This window comes from Peribacillus sp. FSL P2-0133, assembly GCF_037975445.1.
GTDB classification, from domain to species: Bacteria; Bacillota; Bacilli; order Bacillales; family DSM-1321; genus Peribacillus; species Peribacillus simplex_E.
Map to the genome: position 1 here is coordinate 2,282,171 of NZ_CP150254.1, position 20,917 is coordinate 2,303,087.

The 20,917-nt window shown below is 39.6% G+C and carries 19 protein-coding genes; 17 read left to right on the plus strand and 2 right to left on the minus strand.

Going from position 1 to position 20,917, the window contains the following annotated elements; translation table 11 throughout:
- The first annotated feature begins 13 nt into the window (after nt 1–13).
- From MKY17_RS10945 to MKY17_RS10995, 11 genes are all read left to right on the plus strand, one after another.
- Nucleotides 14–733, plus strand: a complete 720-nt coding sequence (locus tag MKY17_RS10945; RefSeq protein WP_098373130.1) for a carboxymuconolactone decarboxylase family protein — start codon at nt 14–16, stop codon at nt 731–733.
- A gap of 21 nt (nt 734–754) precedes the next feature.
- Nucleotides 755–1,444: a CoA transferase subunit A gene (locus MKY17_RS10950; protein ID WP_098373129.1), complete on the plus strand. Its 690-nt coding sequence runs from the start codon at nt 755–757 to the stop codon at nt 1,442–1,444.
- Nucleotides 1,437–2,069, plus strand: a complete 633-nt coding sequence (locus MKY17_RS10955) for a 3-oxoacid CoA-transferase subunit B (RefSeq protein WP_098373128.1) — start codon at nt 1,437–1,439, stop codon at nt 2,067–2,069. The genes MKY17_RS10950 and MKY17_RS10955 overlap by 8 nt, the downstream gene beginning before the upstream one ends.
- 20 nt (nt 2,070–2,089) lie before the next feature.
- The gene (locus MKY17_RS10960) at nt 2,090–3,205 is read left to right on the plus strand and encodes a muconate cycloisomerase family protein (RefSeq protein ID WP_098373127.1); all 1,116 of its coding nucleotides are present in this window, start codon (nt 2,090–2,092) and stop codon (nt 3,203–3,205) included.
- 75 nt (nt 3,206–3,280) lie between these two features.
- Nucleotides 3,281–3,619 carry a DUF3870 domain-containing protein gene (locus MKY17_RS10965; RefSeq protein WP_048687694.1) on the plus strand — a complete coding sequence of 113 codons (339 nt, stop codon included), beginning with the start codon at nt 3,281–3,283 and terminating at the stop codon, nt 3,617–3,619.
- A 4-nt stretch (nt 3,620–3,623) separates the two neighbouring features.
- A complete protein-coding gene (locus MKY17_RS10970; protein WP_339201879.1) occupies nt 3,624–4,817 on the plus strand; it encodes a thiolase family protein in 1,194 nt (397 codons plus the stop codon).
- Between the two features lie 27 nt (nt 4,818–4,844).
- Nucleotides 4,845–5,657: a dioxygenase gene (locus MKY17_RS10975; protein WP_339201880.1), complete on the plus strand. Its 813-nt coding sequence runs from the start codon at nt 4,845–4,847 to the stop codon at nt 5,655–5,657.
- A gap of 141 nt (nt 5,658–5,798) precedes the next feature.
- The gene (locus tag MKY17_RS10980; RefSeq protein WP_339201882.1) at nt 5,799–7,166 is read left to right on the plus strand and encodes an MFS transporter; all 1,368 of its coding nucleotides are present in this window, start codon (nt 5,799–5,801) and stop codon (nt 7,164–7,166) included.
- 208 nt (nt 7,167–7,374) lie between these two features.
- Nucleotides 7,375–8,715, plus strand: coding sequence for an MFS transporter (locus tag MKY17_RS10985; RefSeq protein ID WP_339201884.1), 1,341 nt, complete (start codon nt 7,375–7,377; stop codon nt 8,713–8,715).
- 31 nt (nt 8,716–8,746) lie between these two features.
- A complete protein-coding gene (locus tag MKY17_RS10990) occupies nt 8,747–9,553 on the plus strand; it encodes a sugar phosphate isomerase/epimerase family protein (protein WP_179891167.1) in 807 nt (268 codons plus the stop codon).
- A 166-nt stretch (nt 9,554–9,719) separates the two neighbouring features.
- Entirely contained in the window at nt 9,720–10,121 is a 402-nt protein-coding gene (locus tag MKY17_RS10995) for an SgcJ/EcaC family oxidoreductase (protein WP_098373121.1), read from the plus strand.
- Between the two features lie 146 nt (nt 10,122–10,267).
- Here MKY17_RS10995 and MKY17_RS11000 read toward each other — a convergent pair whose 3' ends face one another.
- Entirely contained in the window at nt 10,268–11,701 is a 1,434-nt protein-coding gene (locus tag MKY17_RS11000) for an aldehyde dehydrogenase family protein (protein WP_098373120.1), read from the minus strand.
- A gap of 27 nt (nt 11,702–11,728) precedes the next feature.
- Nucleotides 11,729–13,363, minus strand: coding sequence for an acetolactate synthase large subunit (locus MKY17_RS11005; protein WP_339201885.1), 1,635 nt, complete (start codon nt 13,361–13,363; stop codon nt 11,729–11,731).
- 593 nt (nt 13,364–13,956) lie between these two features.
- Here MKY17_RS11005 and MKY17_RS11010 point away from each other — a divergent pair.
- The 6 genes from MKY17_RS11010 to MKY17_RS11035 all read left to right on the plus strand — a co-directional run bounded on the left by MKY17_RS11010 (nt 13,957) and on the right by MKY17_RS11035 (nt 20,888).
- The gene (locus MKY17_RS11010) at nt 13,957–14,940 is read left to right on the plus strand and encodes a tRNA-dihydrouridine synthase (RefSeq protein ID WP_098373117.1); all 984 of its coding nucleotides are present in this window, start codon (nt 13,957–13,959) and stop codon (nt 14,938–14,940) included.
- A gap of 927 nt (nt 14,941–15,867) precedes the next feature.
- Nucleotides 15,868–16,353, plus strand: coding sequence for a peptidoglycan-binding domain-containing protein (locus MKY17_RS11015; protein ID WP_141993333.1), 486 nt, complete (start codon nt 15,868–15,870; stop codon nt 16,351–16,353).
- Between the two features lie 591 nt (nt 16,354–16,944).
- Nucleotides 16,945–17,649 (plus strand): FadR/GntR family transcriptional regulator, encoded by a 705-nt coding sequence (locus MKY17_RS11020; protein WP_339201886.1) that lies wholly within the window; start codon nt 16,945–16,947, stop codon nt 17,647–17,649.
- Nucleotides 17,650–17,672: 23 nt separating this feature from the next.
- On the plus strand, nt 17,673–19,067 hold the full coding sequence (locus MKY17_RS11025; RefSeq protein ID WP_339201887.1) for an APC family permease: 1,395 nt from the start codon (nt 17,673–17,675) through the stop codon (nt 19,065–19,067).
- Between the two features lie 7 nt (nt 19,068–19,074).
- Entirely contained in the window at nt 19,075–20,301 is a 1,227-nt protein-coding gene (locus tag MKY17_RS11030) for an amidohydrolase (protein WP_339201889.1), read from the plus strand.
- A gap of 326 nt (nt 20,302–20,627) precedes the next feature.
- Complete coding sequence (locus MKY17_RS11035; RefSeq protein WP_098373111.1) at nt 20,628–20,888, plus strand: metal-sensitive transcriptional regulator; 261 nt, start codon at nt 20,628–20,630, stop codon at nt 20,886–20,888.
- The last annotated feature ends 29 nt before the right edge of the window (nt 20,889–20,917 follow it).

The window sequence follows — 20,917 nt, forward strand, 5'->3', positions numbered from 1 at the left end:
GAGGTGCAGACGAATGAGCGAGGGATTATTGTATTTCAAAGAAGTTTATGATGTGGTACCAGGCTGGGTGCAAAAAATGCACGATTATAGCCCCAATGCACTTGATCACTATACCAACTTACGAAGTAACATCATGCAAGAGGGAGCCTTGACGAAGAAGGAAAAAGATATATTACTGGTAGGCATGAATGCTGCGAGGTTGTATGAACGGAGTATGGTTTACCATACCAAAGGGGCAATCGATGGCGGGGCAACAATACCGGAACTGGTGGAATACTTAATTGTTTCTTACTTATATAACGGAACAGAAGCATTAAAAACAGGAATGAAGTCTTTGGAGTATGCTCTAACACTTAAAGGCATTCGATATCCCGAAATAAGTGGCGATCAAGGAACAGCAGAAGAAATCCTGCTTTATATGATTGAACTATTAGGGGATGAGGAGACGGGATTCGTCTCGAATGTTTTGAAACTGGTTAAATCGGAAGACCAAAACTCCCTCAAAGATTATATATTAAGTGATTCAGTGGTTTCAAAAAGTCTAAAACATCTCCTGATGACAGGCATATTCATTACAGAATTAAAAGGGGAACAGGTTGGGGAATGGATGGAGGCGGCAAGGTTAAATGGAGCTTCGGAAGAACAATTAGCTGAAGTGGGACTGATTTGCTTATTGACTGCTGGAATACCTGCTTGGTTTGAGGCAAGTGATTCATTGATTGAAAATAAGTAACGTGAGATTGGTGGGGAAAACATGGCAAAAGTACATCAAGATATAGAAGCAGCTTTATCTTGTGTGAAGAACGGTCATACATTAATGGTAGGTGGATTTGGCTTGATCGGTGCCCCTCTTACATTAATAGATGGTTTGGCCAAAAAGGATGTAGCAGGCTTGACAGTAATCAGTAACAATTTAGGCGAGAAAGGAAAAGGTCTGGGAGTTCTCCTAAGCCAGAAGAAAATAAAAAAGGCGATTGGTTCTTATTTTACAAGCAATCGTGAAATTGGGGAGTTTTACCAACGTGGTGAAATTGAATTAGAACTATTGCCACAGGGGACATTAGCGGAATCCATTCGTGCTGGCGGTGCTGGCATAGGCGGTTACTATACGAAAACGAGTGTAGGGACCGATTTAGCTAAAGGAAAAGAAGAAAGGGAAATAAATGGGGCTACATATATTTTTGAACCTGCCATAAGAGCAAATGTAGCTTTGATCAGGGCATGGAAGGCAGATACACTCGGTAATCTTGTTTATTATAAAACGGCTCGAAACTTTAATCCGGTAATGGCAACAGCCGCAGATGTCGTAATTGCTGAAGTGGATGAGATAGTTGAACCTGGAGAACTCCCGCCAGAGGAGATTGTAACACCGCATCTATTCGTCGATGGAATTATTAAGGCAAAGAAAATCCTGACGAAGGAAGGTGTCAAAGGTTATGAGTGACAAAGAATTAATGCAAAATATGATAGCAAGACGCGCGGCAAAAGAATTGACGGGCCCTTGTATAGTGAACCTTGGAATTGGGATTCCGACCTTGGTTGCAAAATACATTGATGATGAAAATGTTTTTTTCCATACGGAAAATGGATTATTAGGGGTTGCAGAAGTTGATGAAGATGAAATCGATCCCAATTTAGTTAATGCAGGTAAGTTACCGGTAGGGGAATCGATTGGTGCATCATTCTTTAATAGTGCAGAATCGTTTGCAATGATCCGTGGAGGACACATTGATGTTGCCATCTTGGGTGTTTTGCAGGTAGGTCAAACCGGGGAAATTGCAAATTGGGCCGTACCTGGCAAGAATATCATGGGTGTTGGAGGAGCGATGGACCTGTTGGTTGGTGCCAAAAAAGTGATCGTGACAATGACACATACAAGTAAGGAAGGTAAAAGTAAAGTTTTAAATGAATGCACCTACCCGATTACTTCCACTAGAAGCGTTGACTTGATCATCACCGAGTTGGCTGTCTTTGAAGTTATTGACAAACAGTTGAAATTGATTGAATTAATGCCGGGTATAACGATCGAAGAAGTAAGAGCAAAAACAGAAGCGGATTTTATCTATTAAATGTTAAAAAGGTGGTTTAAATGAAAATACGTTCAGTAGATGTATACATTATTGATTTACCCACAATTCGTCCTCATCAGCTTGCCATGCATACGATCGTGGAACAAACGATCATTCTTGCCCGTGTCATGGATGAAGAGGGTGCGGAAGGTTGGGCGGAAGTGGCGACAATAGGCGGGGCTTCATATGGTGAGGGGACACCTGAGGCGATCAAAGTGAATATTGATACATATATCACCCCGCTTATCATTGGTAAAAACCCCGTCCATTATGACAAAATCATGCATGAAGTTTCACTAAATGTTAGAGGAAATAATTTTGCGAAGGCTGTCGTTGAATCAGCCATGGTGGATTTAGTAGCCAGAAGGAGAAACATTCCTGCATATGAATTATTCGGTGGACAAATTCATAAATCATTGCCGGTGGCATGGACTTTGGCAAGTGGGGATACGAGTAAAGATATCGAAGAAGCGAAAGAATCTTTACACCAAAAACGTCATAATATCTTTAAATTGAAAATTGGCAAAGGTAATCCATATAAGAATGTGGAGCATGTATTGAAAATTATTGAAGCCGTGGGAGATCAAGCACGCATTACGGTTGATGTTAATCAAGCATGGGATGAAACAACGGCTACGTATTGCATTGAAGCTTTACAGGAAGGCGGGGTTTCCATGGTCGAACAGCCGCTGCCAGCTTGGGATAATGAAGGGATGGCAAGGTTGACCGAACGTTTTAAGGTCCCGATCATGGCCGATGAATCATTGAATTCATTACAAGATTCATTCCAAATAGCTAAACATAGGGCAGGTAATTCCTTCGCCTTGAAAATATGTAAACATGGCGGGATGACCCAAACGAAAAAGGTGGCTGCGATTGCCGAAGGTGTAGGCTTTGGTTTGTATGGCGGAACGATGATTGAATCATCATTGGGAACGGCCATTTGTGCACAACTTTATTCAACCATTCCAAAATTTGAATTCGGTACAGAATTATTTGGACCGTTACTTTTCAAAGAAAATATTACGCTAAACCAAATAAAATATGAGAATTATGAAATAATCATCCCGGATGGTCCAGGATTTGGCATGGAGATAGATATGGAAAAAGTAAAACATTTTTCAAGAGGTCTTTAATTAATATAAACTGGAAAGGGGATTAAGAAACACCCACTGGTTTATGCAAGTAATCTTGAGAGGATGTAGTTTTATATGGGACAGCCAACATTATTAATCACGGCCTATGCGAAGGCACCGCAAAATACGAGCATGTATGAAAATTATAAATACGCTGGGATGGTACTGGAAATTCACAAGGAAAGTCACATAATCATTAATGCAGAATTTACGTTTTTAACAACTTTGGCCCAGGATTTTTTTAAGCGAATGATAGTAGGTTTTGATTTTAGTAAAGATATCGATTCCTTAATAGAGAATATTAAAACGGACTTTTTAGCTCCATCGCAGCAGTCGGTGATTGTTGCCCTGAAAATAGCTCACCAAAGATATAAGGATAGTTTAGAAGAAAGAAATAAAAATAGCAGGAGGTAGAAAATTGAGCAATGTAGTTATTATAGACTCGGTTCGCACCGCTATAGGGAAATTAGGGGGAGCATTGGAAAATGTTCCTGCCGATTTCCTGGCAGCTGCTGTCCTTGATGAAGTGATCAAGAGAGCGGATATTCCTAAAGAGAGTATTGATGAAGTGATAATGGGACAAGCCAAACAAAGTTCAGATGCGTCAAATTTGGCAAGAGTTGCATCGCTCCGGGCAGGATTTCCTGTGGAAGTACCAGGTTATACCGTACACAGACAATGCGGATCCGGCATCCAGGCAATCAATTCTGCCAGTCAACAAATACAATGCGGATTTGGGGATGTAATCATTGCAGGCGGAGCGGAATCAATGAGCACGGCCCCATACTATATGAGAAATATCCGTTTTGGATTGAAATCAGGGAATGGACAGTTATTGGACCCGAATACGGAAAGCCAGCCAGGTTCACAGCCCGTTGAAGATTACGGGATGTTAACGATGGGAATGACAGCAGAAAATCTGGCTGAAAAATATTCCATTTCAAGGACTGAACAAGATGAATTTGCTTTAAGGAGCCAAGAAAATGCAAAACGGGCAATTTCTACTGAACTATTTTCGAAAGAGATCGTTCCCTATCAAGTTAAAACGAAAAAAGGGTTAATGGAATTTAATGTGGATGAGCACCCAAGAGAAACCAGTCTGGAAAAGTTGGCTAATTTAAAACCGGTTTTCAAGAAAAATGGAACGGTAACCGCTGGAAATAGTAGTGGAAGAAATGATGGTGCATCCGCTCTGATACTAATGTCGGAAGAAGCAGCAAAAAGTAGTGGTAAAAAGCCGAAGGCAAGAATGATCGCTCAAGCTGCAGCAGGCGTATCTCCGAATTACATGGGGCTGGGACCTGTCAACTCTACCTTGAAAGCGCTTCAAATGTCAGGGCTGAAACTGAATGATATTGATTTAATAGAGCTGAACGAAGCCTTTTCTGCACAAGCTTTGGCAGTAATCAAAGAATTGAAGCTTGATATGAATAAGGTGAATCCTAATGGCGGTGCCATTGCCATGGGACATCCAATTGGTGCCACTGGTGCAATTTTAGCAACCAAATTGATGCATGAGTTAGAAAGAACCGGAAAAAGATATGGGCTAATCACACTATGTATAGCAGGTGGATTAGGAATCAGTACCATCATTGAAAATCAACAAATATAAAAACTTAAAAAAATTGGAGGAAATATAATGAAGAATCAAAAAGTAATCGACGTTTATAATGGATTGGTAGTTAAATTCAAGGAATTAGTTAGTGAATACGAAATTGATCATAATGACTATCAAGCTCTTGTGGATTGGATGGATCAATTAGGCAGGGCAGGGGAAATTCCGTTATTTATGGATGTATTCTTTGAAACTCATGCTCTTCAAGAAATGTATAAAAGTGTAAAAGGAACTGAACCTACTATTCTAGGACCTTATTACATTGAAAATACGCCAGTCGTTCAAAATCCTGGTGTGCTGCCACACCGTGAAAATGAACCAGGTGACGCCCTATTCTTTTCAGGATCAGTGAAAGATGTTAATGGAAATCCGTTGGCAAATACTAAAATCGATATGTGGCAGGCTGATACAAATGGTGAATATTCATATTTCGCTGACGGGATCCCAGATGATAATTTACGTGGTGTTTTTTATACGGATGCGAATGGTAATTTTGAAATTAAAACAGTTGTACCGGGTAATTATTCAATTCCAACAGATGGGCCTTCTGGTCAGTTCTTAAAGTGGATTGATCATCATGCATTTCGTCCAGCACATTTGCATCTATTGTTCCAACCGGAAAATGGCGATAGATTAGTAACACAAATATATTTTGAAGGCGATAAATATTTAGAAAATGATGTTGCACAAGGTGTTCGTGGAAGCTTAATTACGAAGTTAGATAAACATTCCGGTGCAGAAAAAGGTTTGAAAAATGATTATTATACGGCTCATTTAGATTTTGAACTTAGATTACAAGATAAACCAGTTTTCAATAAAGCTGTCGTGAAAAACTAAACATCGATAGGAATATGCATTGTTTGTTAATAGGCAATTCCAAAAGTTATTATCTGATTTTTCCGAGTATTTTCCGAGTTCTATTTTGGAACTCGGAAAATACATTCGAAGGATATTTTTATAAATGATGGGAGGCGGAAAATGCGTAGTGTAGTTGCTTCGGATATCATTGCTGTCAGTAAATTTAACCGCTTTCATTTACTTGTTTTTCTTTGGTGTTTTTATGCCATCGCATTCGACGGGTATGAAATAGCGATGTATGGTGTGGGTTTGCCTTGGATGATGGAAGAGTGGGGGTTAACTTCCATACAGGCAGGGGCAGTCGGCAGTTATTCCTTATTCGGCATGATGATTGGCGCCCTGATTTTAGCACCGATTGCAGATAAATATGGCCGGAAGAATGTTCTCGTCATTTGTATGATTTTGTTCAGCGTATTTACCTTGGGGGCAGGGATAGCACCTAACCTCACATGGTTTACAGTCATGCGTTTCATTGCGGCAATTGGCATGGGAGCCTTGATGCCGAATGTTATATCGCTAATGACTGAATATTCCCCAAAACAAAATCGGGCCATCATTGTAGCTGCGATGTATTGTGGCTATTCAATCGGTGGAATCATGGCATCATTAGTGGGAATGTATATCATTCCTTATACGGATTGGCGTGTTTTATACTTTATTGGAATTTTGCCATTACTTACACTTCCAATATTCATGAAGCAGTTTCCTGAATCCCTTTCCTACTATCTAGCAAAGAAGGAAATTGGTAAGGTTGTTGAAATCCTCAATAAAGTCAAACCAGAAGGGGATTTTAAAGAAACAGACGATTTCAGGCTTAGTGAAGCTGAACAGAGGGGGAAAGGATCACCAGTAAAAAAACTATTCACGAACAAACGGGCATTCAGTACGGTTTCCATATGGATGGCTGTGTTCTGTACATTGATGATGGCTTACGGATTAAATACATGGCTTCCAAAAATGATGCAGGATTCCGGATTCAGTATCACCTCAAGCCTTTCATTTAACCTAGTTTTATGCCTTGGTCAAATTGGAGGTTCCTTAGTAGGCGGTTATTATGCTGGAAAAATGGGCCATCGTAAAGTTCTTGTTACACTATTCTTATTAGGGGCCGTTACCTTTGTCGCATTGAGCGCTACGACTAATACCTTCGGAGTATATTTACTGATTTTTATGGGGGGTGCCTGTACTGTGGGTGCCATGAACTTAGCCAATCCGTACATCACGGAATATTACCCCCGTGAAATCCGTACGACGGGTATGGGCTATTCACAAGCAATAGGCAGGATTGGCTCAATTATCGCTCCTACTTTAATTGCCTTTCTTCTGTCAACAGGCATGAATCCAAAGGTTGCTTTTGCTACATTTGCCCTGCCAAGTATCATCGCTGCCATCGGTTATATTCTTGTCCAAGAAAAACATGGATCTTTTGACAGGGTAGTCAAGGAGGATAATGAAGAGGTAGAATCAGAGAAGACTGTAACTATCTAAAGAAATGATTCACAATTCAAAAAACGATCCCCTAAGTTGCTTAACTTTGCAACAAGGGGATCTGCTATCAATGTTCCTATGGCTGCTCTTGAAAATATTAAACTCGGATTGATAAGTAATTGCAGGAAACATACAAGCATTTATGAAATTTCAATAAAGTTAGTAGAACGATGTACTAATGTTGGGCATTAGGTTAGGGGGAAAAATATTGAGTTCAGAATTAAAGGCAATAATAGAAGATCGCACACCGGAACTGTTAACGGACAGATCAAAAAAAGCAAAACAGAAAACTGTTCGATGGTTTATCCTATTTCTAATTGCTTTAGTCACCTGTATAAATTACATCGACCGTGCCATCATATCGCTTGCTGCTCCGAATATTCAAGCCGATTTACAAATAGATCCGGCTTTAATGGGAATCATATTTTCTGTATTTGGCTGGAGTTATACGTTCTCCATGCTTTTTAGCGGCTACTTTCTTGATAGATTTGGTCCTAGAAAGGTATACACGGTTTCCCTCATTTTTTGGTCTGTATTTACATTCATGGTAGGAACCGCGAAAAGTATATCGTCCCTGATTACATATCGCATAGGACTGGGTGCCTTTGAATCTCCCTCCATACCTACTAATGCCTGGTGTGTATCCGAGTGGTTTCCTAAAAAAGAACGTGCTACTGCGGTAGGGATTTATACGGGTACTCAATATATTGGATTAGCCTTCCTGACTCCAGTTTTTACTTGGATCATCATTACCTTTGGCTGGAATTACCTGTTTTATATAGCCGGAATTATAGGGATTCTTATTGGATTGGTTTGGTATGGATTCTATCGGAACCCAAGGGAACATAAGCGTATTTCTCAGCAGGAGCTAAACTATATCAAAGAAGGCGGAGGGATGATCGGTACCGAAGAGAAGCATCCTTTTTCCTGGAAACGGATTGGCCAACTGCTTAAACACCGTCAAATTTGGGGAATGTTCATCGGGCAATTTTCCATTCAAACTACTTTGTTTTTCTTTATGACTTGGTTTCCATCCTATTTGATTGATGAAAAGGGAATGACGATGTTAAAAACCGGAATTTATGCAAGTATCCCATACATAGTAGCGATATTAGGAACTCTGATTGGCGGCCGATGTTCCGATTGGATGATAATACGCGGGTTATCAACCGGAATGGCACGGAAACTGCCCATTATTGTCGGATTGTTACTTTCTTGTTTGATTCTCGGGGGAAATTATACGGATTCACCAAACATAGTCATCACCTTTATGGCAATAGCCTTCTTCGGACAGGGGATGGCATCAACGGTTACCGGTGCCCTTTTAGCTGATATTGCTCCGAAAGGAATGGTAGGCCTAACGGGTTCTTCACTATATTTTGTAGCTAACATAGGCGGGGCATTATCTCCATTAATCGTCGGTATAATCATTAGTGCGACACATTCATATGCAGCAGCGCTAACCTTCATATCCATAGTGGCCCTAATTGGCGCTTTTGCTTATATCTTTCTTCTCGGAAAAGTCCAGCGTATTGAAATCACTGAATGATAAAAATAAAAAGGAGAAAGGCGGAATTACATTGAAATTGAGTTTATGCACAACAGGATTTAAAGAATGGGACATAGAGGAAATAATAAATTGGCTGCTTCCGTTGCAAGCGGATGTTAAAGGACTTGAATTATGGAATAAACATATAGAACGATTTCAGAAGAAGCATGGACCACTGGACAAATTAGCCAAATTACTTGAAACCAATGATTTACAAATACCTTCCATTAGTGGATATACGACTTTTTCGAAACTTTGGAACCAAAAAGAACATCAAAACGAAATCAATCAAGCAAGAAAATTGTTAGATATGGCTCATCAATTAAACTGCCCTTTAATACGGACGTTCGCAGGACATATAGCATCAAGGAATGCCTCACCAGAGCAATGGTCGGAAACGGCAACCGAATTAAATAAATTAGGGCAAATGGCAGATCTCTATGGAGTGGATGTAGCAATAGAAATTCACTATGACTCCTTTGCAGATAACCTCGAAGCCATTCATAAGCTTTTAGAAGATATCGACCATCCACGGATAAAACTGATTTTCGATGGTGCTAACTTATACGTTGATCAATTGAATCCGAAAGAGGTATTGGAATCCATTTTCCCCCATGTCAGCCATGTACATTTAAAAAATTATCACTACAATCATAAAGAGCGTTATAAAAACAAACCAGCACCCATTTTTAGTGGGGATGTTGACAATATTCGCTTACTCGAAGAATTGAGAAAGCGAAATTATACAGGCTTTGTTTCTCTGGAATATTTCGGTCAGGAAGGAATGCCTAACTTGCTTGCCTCATTAGAGCAATGGAAACAACAACTGACATATTAATTCTTTTGGGTATTTTAGATGTAGATCAATGGTGGATATTCAACTTTGATTTAAATGATTTTAGCATACTCTTTTCTCTTAATTAGCAGGAAACCCCATCATGGCAGTCGAACATCAATTAGTAAAAGAGCGGTCTAATTAAGAGAAGGTGAAAAGGAGGGTGAATATGCAGAATCATGAACTGGAACAAGTCATAAAAAATGCGGACAGGGCAATAAATAATGAGGATTTCGATCATTTAATGGAGTTCTATTCAGAAGATGCGATTTTAGTTGTCAAACCTGGAACATTCGCAAAGGGGAAAGAGGAAATTCGTCGGGCATTCATTGCTATCGCTGAATACTTTAATCATAGTTTAATCGTCAATCAAGAAAAGATGGCAATAATCGAAACGGGTGATACGGCATTGGTTGTCGCAAAAGCCCAGCTAAGTGCCAATCAAAAGGACGATTCCGAATTCTCTATGGAAAGAACCGCAACATATGTATTTAAAAAGGATTCCACGGGTACCTGGCGCTGCATAATCGACAACTCTTATGGTGCTGAAATAATTGAAGAATTGAAGTAATTGGTGAAAGCTGCCTTATATGGTGGCTTTTTATTTTTTCAAGACTCAGCTGGCTACAACAAAAACATTAATTTACGACAAAACAAGACGACGAAATCTTTAAGATATCGTCGTCTCATATACTAGGGTTATAATTTTCACTATGTTCATTCGTCGCTTATTTTAAAGCTGATAAACTTCTGCTCCATCATTTCATGCATCGCATATTTGACGCCTTCCCGGCCAACGCCGCTGTCCTTCCAACCACCATAAGGCATATTATCAATTCGGTAAGTTGGGATATCATTGATGACGACCCCACCTGTTTCCAAGCGTTCTGCCGCATAAAAAGCTCGTTCTATACTCGGTGTCATCACTCCTGAATTCAATCCGTAACGCGAATCATTTGCATCCTTGATGGCATCATCCAGCGTATCGAATGGAAAAATACAGACAATCGGACCGAATACTTCGAAACGAAATACCTTTGAGTCACGATTTACATCTGTTAAGACGGTAGGTAAGAGAACATTGCCTTCCACTGTACCGCCACACTCAATTTTTGCTCCTTCCTGTACTGCCTCGTCGATCCAACTTTGTAACCGCTCCAACGATTTTTTCGAAATGACCGCAGTAATATTAGTGCTTTCCTCGAGAGGGGATCCGATGACAAGTCGTTTTGTCCTACTGACGAATCGCTCCAAGAATTGTTGATACAGTGAATTGTGGACATAAATTCTTTGAATCGATATACACACCTGCCCATTATTTGTAAAAGAGCCCATCACACTTCGTTCTATGACTTTATCTACGTCGACTCCTTCATCAATAATGAACGGCGAATTGGATCCGAGTTCAAGGGTAAGCTTACGAAAGCCTGCTTGCTGCTGGATAAGGTGTCCGACTTCCACACTGCCAGTAAAAGTCACTTTTTTTACATGTGGGTGGGTTGTCAAAGCTTCACTTAAGACATCCCCTTTGCCCGGAATGATGTTCAATACTCCTTCTGGAAGGCCTGCTTCTTTAAAAATTTCTGCAAGCACGAGCGAACTAAGAGGCGTTTGTTCGGCAGGTTTTAATACAATAGAATTTCCAGCCGCAATAGCTGGACCAACTTTATGGGCAACAAGATTAAATGGAAAGTTAAATGGGGTAATTGCCGTTACGACGCCAATCGGGGTACGAATCGTGAAACCAAAACGGTTTACTCCACCCTGTGCTGCATCCATCGGAATTTGTTCTCCATAGTTGTTCTTTGCCGCTTCTGCAGAAAAACGGTAGGTCTGAACTGTACGATTGATTTCCTCACGAGCATTTCGAATCGTTTTCGCGGCCTCTAGAGAAACGATTTTCGCAAGTTCTTCACTACGTTCTTCCATGATCGCTGCAGCTTTTACTAAAATTTCGGCTCGTGCATGTGCCGGGTAGGATCGGTATTTCTGAAAAGCGGAATTTGCCTCAACAATTGCTTCAATGGCATCCGCTGGTTCAGCCTGTCCGATTTGTGCAATTTCTTCGTTTGAATGGGGATTATATAATGGCTCATATGATTTTGCCTCCCGCCATTTACCACCAATCCACAATTGCCACTTTTTCTTCATCTGAAATCCCTCCAATAATATCTGCCTTTATAGTTTACAAATATAATCACCTAGTGTTTTCGAGAGCTTTACATTTTCCGAATAATCGACATCCACATCAATCAAGACAATTTCCTGACTCGAAATTGCTTCTTCTAATGCATGAAGCAATTCATCGGAGTGGGTTACTTTCACTCCTTTAACACCAAAACTTTTAGCGAAGCTTAAAAAGTCTGGGTCTGTAAACTCAATCGCATTCGTACGATCAAATTTATTCAATTGCTTCCACTCAATTAAGCCGTATTTTGAATCATGGAAAATGACTATCACGAAGGCAAGACCTAGACGTTTTGCAGTTGCCAATTCAACCCCATTCATCAGAAATCCGCCATCCCCTGTAACCGCTATGACAGGTTTATCAGGTTTTGCCAGTTTGGCTGCAATTGCGCCAGGAATGGCAATTCCCATCGATGCAAAGCCATTAGAAATGATAGTGTGATTAGGCATTTCCGGCTGATACAACCGAGCCATCCATAATTTATGGGCTCCCACATCCGAAATGACAATGGCATTGCCCTTGTCCGCCCTTTTCAAATCGGCGATAATTCGCTGAGGGATGATAGGACTTCCTGATACATCATCCGAAGAATGAAATTTTTCTATGATTTGAGACCTTAACCTTTTCACTTCAGGCCAAAGCTCCTTTTCTACTACACCAGTGGACAAGGCTTCAAGTCCCTCCGAAACGTTCCCGACCAATTCAGCTTGAACTGGGTAATAAGCATCAATCTCAGCCGGTCGAGCATCAATATGAATAATCGGATTCATTGCCTCATCGTTCCAATACTTTGGCAAATACTCGACGAAATCATAACCGACGGTGATAATAAGATCGGCCAAATCAAACCCGCATAGAACATAATCCCTTGCTTGCATCCCTACTGTAAAAAGGGTCAATGGATGGTTGGAAGGTAAAACTCCTTTGGCCATGAACGAATTCACAACGGGAATTTGCTTCTCTTCTGCAAATTTCCGTAAGAACTCAGCAGCTCCATCGCGGACTACGCCATTACCAGCTAGAATTATAGGCTTTTTTGCGCGATTTATTAATTCGACGGCTTTTTTGATTTCTTCCTCTGCAGGGCGGGATCTAGGCATTGGTGTAACCGGAAGAGGTTCACCTTCTGTATCCATCATCGCCACATCTTCGGGGAGTTCGATATGAACAGCTCCCGGCTTTTCTATGACTGCAGTTTTAAATGCTTTACGGATAATTTCAGGAATCGTATGCGGCACCTTAATTTGTTGATTCCATTTCGTTACTTCATTAAAAACCCCAATAATGTCCACATATTGATGCGACTCCTTATGAATTCGATCAAGGCCCGCCTGACCTGTAATCGCGACAACAGGGGAATAATCCAGATAAGCACTTCCTATCCCTGTCAATAAATTTGTTGCACCCGGTCCCAATGTACCCAAGCAGACGCCAGGCTTTCCAGTCAGCCGGCCATAAATGTCTGCCATAAAAGCTGCAGCCTGTTCATGATGAACCAAGATAAATTTAATATCAGAACTTATTAGAGAATCAATAAGATCCGTATTTTCCTCACCAGGGATCCCAAAAATATACTGAACCCCTTCATTCTCTAAACATCTTACGAACAAATCAGATGCCTTCAAATTATTCCCTCCTCAACCATTTCAATTTCTTTCCCTATATGTTGGCTTTGCCTATTAGAAATTATGTACTTACGTATTGTTAAAACCATTTCGAACATTTGCAACTCTATATAAAGAAATTCAGGTTTTAGTAAATTAACCTCAATAGTTATAACTTGGAGAAGTAAAATGGAAATCGCAAGTCGTTTATTAATCATCTCATTTATTACTGTTGCACTTGTTGTAATGGCACTTATCCTTTTCAAAAAATACTTTTACGATTTCGGGGGCTTTTTCTGTTAACCCCTTGTCAATCCAGTGTTCTTCCAATTTTCTTTTCAGTCTTTTTTAACAAAACTTTATTTTAACTCGAACAGTGGTATGCTGGTTGATGGTGTGGACTTCGGCAGAAGATATTTTGGTTGTACAGAGAATGTGAAGTTAAAATAAACATTTCCGATACAAACCCCGATTTCGTGAAAAAAACATTTCCGCAGTTTGATAAAAAGTGCTTAAGCATGGTATAAGTGTAAAGGAAGCAGGGACATTCTGCTTTTTACTTTTGGGATAAGGGGTTGGCCTGGTTCCCATAATGAAAGGATTGGAATTTGAATATGAAAGATAATTTTTGGCGTGATTTACCACGACCTTTTTTTATACTGGCACCAATGGAAGATGTGACGGATGTAGTTTTTCGCCATGTAGTGAGTGAAGCAGGCAGACCGGATGTGTTTTTTACAGAGTTTACAAACACGGAGAGTTATTGTCACCCAGAGGGCATCCATAGTGTGCGTGGGCGTTTGACTTTTACAGAGGATGAACAACCGATGGTAGCCCATATATGGGGGGATAAGCCTGAATACTTTCGACAAATGAGTATTGGTATGGCGAAACTAGGCTATCGGGGTGTGGATATCAATATGGGCTGTCCTGTACCTAATGTGACACAGAATGGGAAGGGAAGTGGCCTTATTCGTCGTCCAGAAGTTGCAGCAGATTTAATACAAGCAGCAAAAGCAGGAGGATTGCCGGTAAGTGTAAAGACAAGGCTTGGTTTCACGGATGTAGACGAATGGCACGACTGGCTAACACACATATTGAAACAAGACATTGTTAATCTTTCCATTCATCTGCGTACAAAAAAGGAAATGAGCAAAGTAGATGCTCATTGGGAACTAATCCCGGAGATTAAGAAACTTCGTGACCAGGTTGCACCAGATACACTCTTGACGATCAATGGGGATATCCCTGACCGTCAAACTGGCTTAAAGCTCGCTCATCAATACGGTATTGATGGGATTATGATTGGGCGTGGTATCTTCAATAATCCATTTGCCTTTGAAAAGCAGCCGAAAGATCATAGTAGTAATGAATTGCTTGATCTCTTAAGGTTGCATCTGGATCTCCATGATAAATATTCAAAATTAGAGCTACGACCGTTCAAGGCTCTTCATCGCTTTTTTAAGATATATGTCCGAGGGTTTCGAGGGGCAAGTGAATTAAGAAATCAATTAATGAGCACAGAGTCAACAGATGAAGTGCGTGCATTGCTCGATAACTTTGGGTCAAAGAATCTTGATGGAATGGGGGAACAGTAGAAGTGTCCCCATTCAAGGTAAAAGCGAAGTAGGATGTTAAACTGGTGTGCCCCAAAAAGTTAGAGTTTATACTAAGCAGTTAATTGGCTAATGTGAAGGCGGTATTGAACAGGACTCATTCCCGCCAATTTTTGTTTTATTTGTTTGTTATTATAGTAATCTATGTTAGGTTATGAATTTGCAAATACGCAAATGGGGAAGACGATTATTTTCTTCAATATTTTAGATGAGTTATCAGCCTACAAGTAAAAAACACAGATAAATGGCGTCTTAAATGAAATATTGCTAACGGAATCAGGTGATACTGGTTCCGTTAGTTTTTTTGTAAAATCACCAACACCACTTGTGTTCTCAATTACAGGCCACGTACGTGGAGGTGTAGTGAAAATAAAAAACCCTACCTTTCATCTCAATTAATATAAATAAACATTGTGGTTGAATTATTGGACTTAATGGAATCTATTTTTGAAAAAGTACTGTATAAATGATAGTTTAAAAAATTGACAGGGAAGGGGTTGTGGGTTCAAATTCCTCACAGGTCATCAACTGCCAAAGGCTCAAATCCTTGATATAACAGGGGTTTGGGCCTTTTTTATTTTGTCTTACTGGATGCGTTTAGATCAACTATAGTGATTTGCTCACATTTTGCTAACGGGACTTCTTAAGGGCGTAGTGGAAAATATCAGCCACTTCATCATCTAATTTAGGATTAGGTTAATTTAAAAATATGCTCCCTCTTGCATAACCATGATGCCGTAATCATTGGCCCAAATTAAAGGTTTGATCGGGATGCCGGTGATTAGCTATGGTTCATCACACTGTTTGTTTAGCAAGTTCAAAACAGGACATTGGTCGGAAGGGAAATATAAAATCTGAGGGGAAAAGGTAAGGTAGTTCGGATGTACAAAAAAAGAGGGAGATGGAGCTATGAAGAAATTACTTACTAGTTTGGTAGTATTAGCAATGGCCCTTGGGATATCTTTTTCCACTGCTTCAGCATCAGCTGGAGGGTTTCACCATCCCGAAAGCTGGGATAAAAACTCTATTTTGCGGAAGGACTCTCATGGGGTGGAAATCAGAAATATGCAGTATATCCTGAATGTCATGGGTTTTTATACGGATTCAGCAGTGGTTGACGTTGATGGAATTTTTGGACCAAAAACCGAAGCGGGTGTAAAGAAATATCAAAAAGAAAACAACTTGAAAGTGGATGGTGTGGTTGGCCCACGGACGTGGGATAGCTTCTCGCAATATATTAAGAAGTATGGTAATGAAACATATGGAGCAGGCGGAAACATGGGACTAAGAATTAAATGGAAGTACGACAATTCTTCCTATACATCCGGCTCTAAAGCCTATATTTACGGTAATGGGGATACATTAAGCGACCAATATCGCTTGTATGCGAATTAAGATACAGGAAGGACCAATGAATTTCCCCTTCATATGAAAAACGTGCCTATAAATGGGCACGTTTTTATTTTTGGCCTTCACGACTTGATTTTTATGTTCTACCTATGATCCATAACTTTCTTATCATAAAGTAATTGAAGTGAATCTTGGATGGTTTGAAAAGAATCAAATCAAAGAAGGAGATTATGTAAAGTTTGATTGAATTCATATCACCTCAGCTCTAGTTCTAAGAGGCGAGGTGATATCTGGTTTTGGCGCAAGTTTTGCGGATTGTGATCCCCGCATATTCAATATTAGCCATCCGATACATCGACGCTTTTTTACATCTCGAAATTTTAAAAACCAAATATAAATTATGCAATATTGAATTTTTTATTCTGATACGCATGATGATATTGCCAACTTTACTAATGATTGGCCGTTATAATAGTATTTTGTTAATTTGGAATAAGAATTGCATATTGAATAAATAGAAAATTCAAAAAATAGAAGGAGGACAAGAGAAATGTATATTTCCAAATAACGAGGTTATTTTTTGTATAAACTGGTCTGACCGGTCTGATATCTAAAGCAATGGAGTTGAACTTAAAGATGACAATTGTAAGTGAAACTGTTCAAAAGTTTTTATGTGATTTTATTCTTAAGAATAATCTTATGAGTGGTGACCAGCTTCCGTCTGAAAGAGAATTGGCAAAACTATTAGAAGTAAGCAGATCTTCTGTAAGAGAGGCATTGCAATCACTTTCTGAAAAAGAAATTATTGAAAAAAAAATAGGAAAGGGGGTGTATGTAAAGAAAAGTTTACATCTCAATGACAAGGCATTTTCAAGCACGTTCGAAATATCTGTCAATATCGATAATTCTCTAGACTTATTAGAACTTCGCAAAGTAATTGAAGCTGAAATCGCTTATTTGGCTGCAAAAAGGATAAAACCGAGTGAAATCCATATTCTTGAACAATCGCTGGTCGACTTAGAAGTGTGTATAAAAATGGAAACTTCTATTATCGTTCCCGATCTTGTATTTCATAGAACGCTTGCACGATCGACAAACAACCAAGTGATTATTGATATGTACAATAATATTTCGGAATTTTTCAAAAAAGTAAGGATTGAAATGGCAATTTATGATGATACAAAAAATGCACTTTATTACCATCAACAGATCTTGAAGGCGGTGAAAAAAGGAGATTCAGATAGAAGTTCTAAATTAATGAAAGAACATATTGAAGATGTGAAAAGCCATTATATCAAAATGGTAGAGGAGTATAAGAGCGTCCAAAACACTCACACCTGATACCAATAATAGGGGGAAATAAATTGAGAGCTAAAACCATCGTTCATTCAGGTTTAATTCAAGAAGAGCCAAATTTTAAGAGAGTTCTAACCCTCCCTTCCCTTGTATTTTACGGCCTTGCTTATTTAATACCTACGACAATTTTTGATATGTATGGAATTGTATCGAATATAACTCACGGAATGTTTTCCTTAACTCACGCGTTAACAGCATTAGCAATACTGTTCACAGCATTTAGTTATGGAAGCATGGTTGCCGCTTTCCCGGTTTCAGGTTCTGCATACACGTATGCCCAACAAGCTATAAATCCATATATTGGTTTTTTAACAGGTTGGACTGTTATGATGGATTATCTTCTTGTACCTATGCTGTCTTACGTTATTGCTGCTAATTATATGAATGCGATTTTCCCTGAAATACCTAATTGGATATGGATCCTCGGATTAACTGTCCTTGTGACAACGATTAGCTACGTTGGCATTAATGTTACCGCCAAAGTAAATAATATAATTGTTTTGGTTCAGCTCTCCATTATAGCTATTGTAACGATTTTTTTAATTAAATTTATTGCCCAAGGAGGAGGAATGGGATCCTTTTTCTCATGGGATGTATTTGTAAACTCTAGTGAGTTTGCTAAACCAGAAGTAGGATGGGGAGTCATTTTTACTGGTGCATCTATACTGGTACTATCATATTTTGGATTTGATGCTGTAACAATGGTAGCGGAAGAAGCTATCAATCCGAGAGTTAATGTTCCAAGAGCGGTATTAATAATTTGTGCGGGTGCAGGGCTTTTATTTACAACCGTATCTTACTTAATGCTATTAGCCTGGCCTGCAGGCTGGAGTGAATTCACGGATGTAAATACGGGAGCACTTGAATTATTTAAAAAAATTGGATTAGGTATACTCGCTGTTATCTACCCTTTCTTCACCTTAATTGGAGCCATAGCGGGCCCTTTAGCTGCACAAACCTCTTGTTCCCGTATGCTGTGCAAAATGGGTGGCGACAGAATTATACCAAAGTTTTTTGGCTACATTCACCCTAAAAAAGCTACTCCAACAAATAGTATTTTATTTATTGGGTCTCTTAGTTTAACTGCTTTGTTTCTTGATGTAAAAACAGTCATTTCTTTAGTAAACTTCGGAGCACTGTTTGGCTGTACCTTCGTAAATATATCCGTTATATTCTATTATTTTATTAAGCAGAAAAAACGTAAAGGCATAAATATTGTACGCTATTTGTTATTCCCTTCTATTGGAGCAATGATCACGCTATTCTTTTTATACAAATTGGATATGTATGCAAAGACTGCAGGTTTGATTTGGTTGACAGTTGGAGTTATTTACCTAGGACTCAATACAAATTTCTTCAAAAAACTTCCACCGGAATTAAATATGAATGAAATGAAAGGATGATACTTTAATGACACAATCATATTGGTTAGCAAATGTATTGCTTGAAAGCGCTTTCCTTCGTGAGGATGGAATGGTTACAAAAACAATAACGGAACACTGTCATATCCTAGTTGAAGAGGGGAAATTCACTAAAATAATCCCAGCTCATGAGAATTTACCCGTTGATTTGCCAGTTCAGGATACGGGCGGACTGCTTATGCTACCTGGTTTTCAGGATATGCATATTCACCTGGACAAAACATACTATGGAGGTAAATGGAAAGCATGTACCCCATTTGTGGATGTATTTGGCCGAATGAAAGAAGAAGAAGACATGCTTCCGTCTCTTCTTCCTGTTGCGGAAGAAAGGGCGAAGAAGATTTTGGAGCTGCTTTTACAGAATGGAGTAACACACATAAGGGCTCAGTGTAATGTTGACCCCATAATTGGGTTGAAAAACATGGAAGCAGTTTTACAGGCATTACAATCATACGATGGACAGATTTCTTACGAGTTAGTTGCTTTTCCTCAGCACGGACTCTTGCGAAGTAATTCTCTTCCACTTGTAAGGGAAGCATTGAGAATGGGAGCAACTGCTGCAGGGGGATTGGATCCGGCCATAGTAGATGAAAATATTGAAGCTTCATTACATGCACTCATAGAACTTGCAGTTGAAGCGGATGCAGATATAGATTTGCATTTACATGAACCTGGTCACCTGGGAATTTATACGATGAAACGATTGGCTAAACTTACAGAAGAAGCAGGGTGGCAGGGAAGAGTTACAATTGGACATGCGTTTGGACTCGGGGATGTTCCAGTTGAAGCGGCAGCCGATGCGGCGGAAACTTTAGCTCATGCGGGTATTTCAATTGCTTCTACTGTACCTATCGATATTCCCACAATTCCAATCCCATTGCTTCATGAAAAGGGTATAAATGTCTCGCTTGTAAATGACAGCATAACGGATCATTGGGACCCATTTGGCACTGGGGACGTGCTTTACAAAGCTAGTCTGATGGCTGAACGTTTCGCTTGGATTGATGAGTGGTCACTAGGACGGGCCCTTGGTTTTATTACTGGCGGGAAAACACCTCTTAATTCAGAGGGGGAGCGAGTTTGGCCGACTATTGGTGATAAAGCGGATGCTGTTTTTGTGGAAGCTAGTTGTTCAGCTGAAGCAGTCGCAAGACGTGCAAGGCGCCTTGCGGTTATGCACAAAGGGAAGATTGTTTCAGGTTCTTTCAATAATTGAAGTATTTGATGAAAGCTGCCGTATATGGTGGCTTTTATTTTTTAATTAAACGGCTTGACAATATACCCCTATAGGTATAATATGAACTCACAAGTAAGATTGCATAAATTCACGAGTAAAATGTGTAAACTCACGAATAAAGCATCTATTAGGGCTTATAATCATTATCGTGAGAATGTTGATTAAGAGGTTTTGCATATTCATTATGTCTATTTGAAGTGTTAATTCGGAAGTGAACTTGGGGCTTCGCTTCATAATCGGAAAAGGAAATAAGGTAATCAGTTGAGGTTAGTAATTGCATTTGTAAATAGATGGGTGGGCAGAGTATGGAGTATGATAAAAGTGTCATTAATCGCTTGAAGCGGATTGAAGGACAAATTAAGGGTGTACTTGGAATGATGGAGCAGGGAAAGGATTGCAGAGAAATCGTCACGCAGTTGTCGGCTGCACGTAATGCCATCGATAGGACCATGGGTGTTATCGTAAGTGAAAATCTTGAGCAATGCGTTCGGGAAAACGTTGTGAAAGGCGAAGGCACTGATCATCTAGTCAAGGAAGCGGTTAATTTACTGATAAAAAGCAGGTAATAAAATTTGACCTGACCTTTAGAAAAAGG

Coding starts and splice junctions, on each gene's coding strand:
- MKY17_RS10945 (WP_098373130.1), top strand. CDS start 14: ATGAGCGAGGGATTATTGTATTTCAAAGAAGTTTATGATGTGGTACCA.
- MKY17_RS10950 (WP_098373129.1), top strand. CDS start 755: ATGGCAAAAGTACATCAAGATATAGAAGCAGCTTTATCTTGTGTGAAG.
- MKY17_RS10955 (WP_098373128.1), top strand. CDS start 1,437: ATGAGTGACAAAGAATTAATGCAAAATATGATAGCAAGACGCGCGGCA.
- MKY17_RS10960 (WP_098373127.1), top strand. CDS start 2,090: ATGAAAATACGTTCAGTAGATGTATACATTATTGATTTACCCACAATT.
- MKY17_RS10965 (WP_048687694.1), top strand. CDS start 3,281: ATGGGACAGCCAACATTATTAATCACGGCCTATGCGAAGGCACCGCAA.
- MKY17_RS10975 (WP_339201880.1), top strand. CDS start 4,845: ATGAAGAATCAAAAAGTAATCGACGTTTATAATGGATTGGTAGTTAAA.
- MKY17_RS10980 (WP_339201882.1), top strand. CDS start 5,799: ATGCGTAGTGTAGTTGCTTCGGATATCATTGCTGTCAGTAAATTTAAC.
- MKY17_RS10995 (WP_098373121.1), top strand. CDS start 9,720: ATGCAGAATCATGAACTGGAACAAGTCATAAAAAATGCGGACAGGGCA.
- MKY17_RS11000 (WP_098373120.1), bottom strand. CDS start 11,701: ATGAAGAAAAAGTGGCAATTGTGGATTGGTGGTAAATGGCGGGAGGCA.
- MKY17_RS11010 (WP_098373117.1), top strand. CDS start 13,957: ATGAAAGATAATTTTTGGCGTGATTTACCACGACCTTTTTTTATACTG.
- MKY17_RS11015 (WP_141993333.1), top strand. CDS start 15,868: ATGAAGAAATTACTTACTAGTTTGGTAGTATTAGCAATGGCCCTTGGG.
- MKY17_RS11020 (WP_339201886.1), top strand. CDS start 16,945: ATGACAATTGTAAGTGAAACTGTTCAAAAGTTTTTATGTGATTTTATT.
- MKY17_RS11030 (WP_339201889.1), top strand. CDS start 19,075: ATGACACAATCATATTGGTTAGCAAATGTATTGCTTGAAAGCGCTTTC.
- MKY17_RS11035 (WP_098373111.1), top strand. CDS start 20,628: ATGGAGTATGATAAAAGTGTCATTAATCGCTTGAAGCGGATTGAAGGA.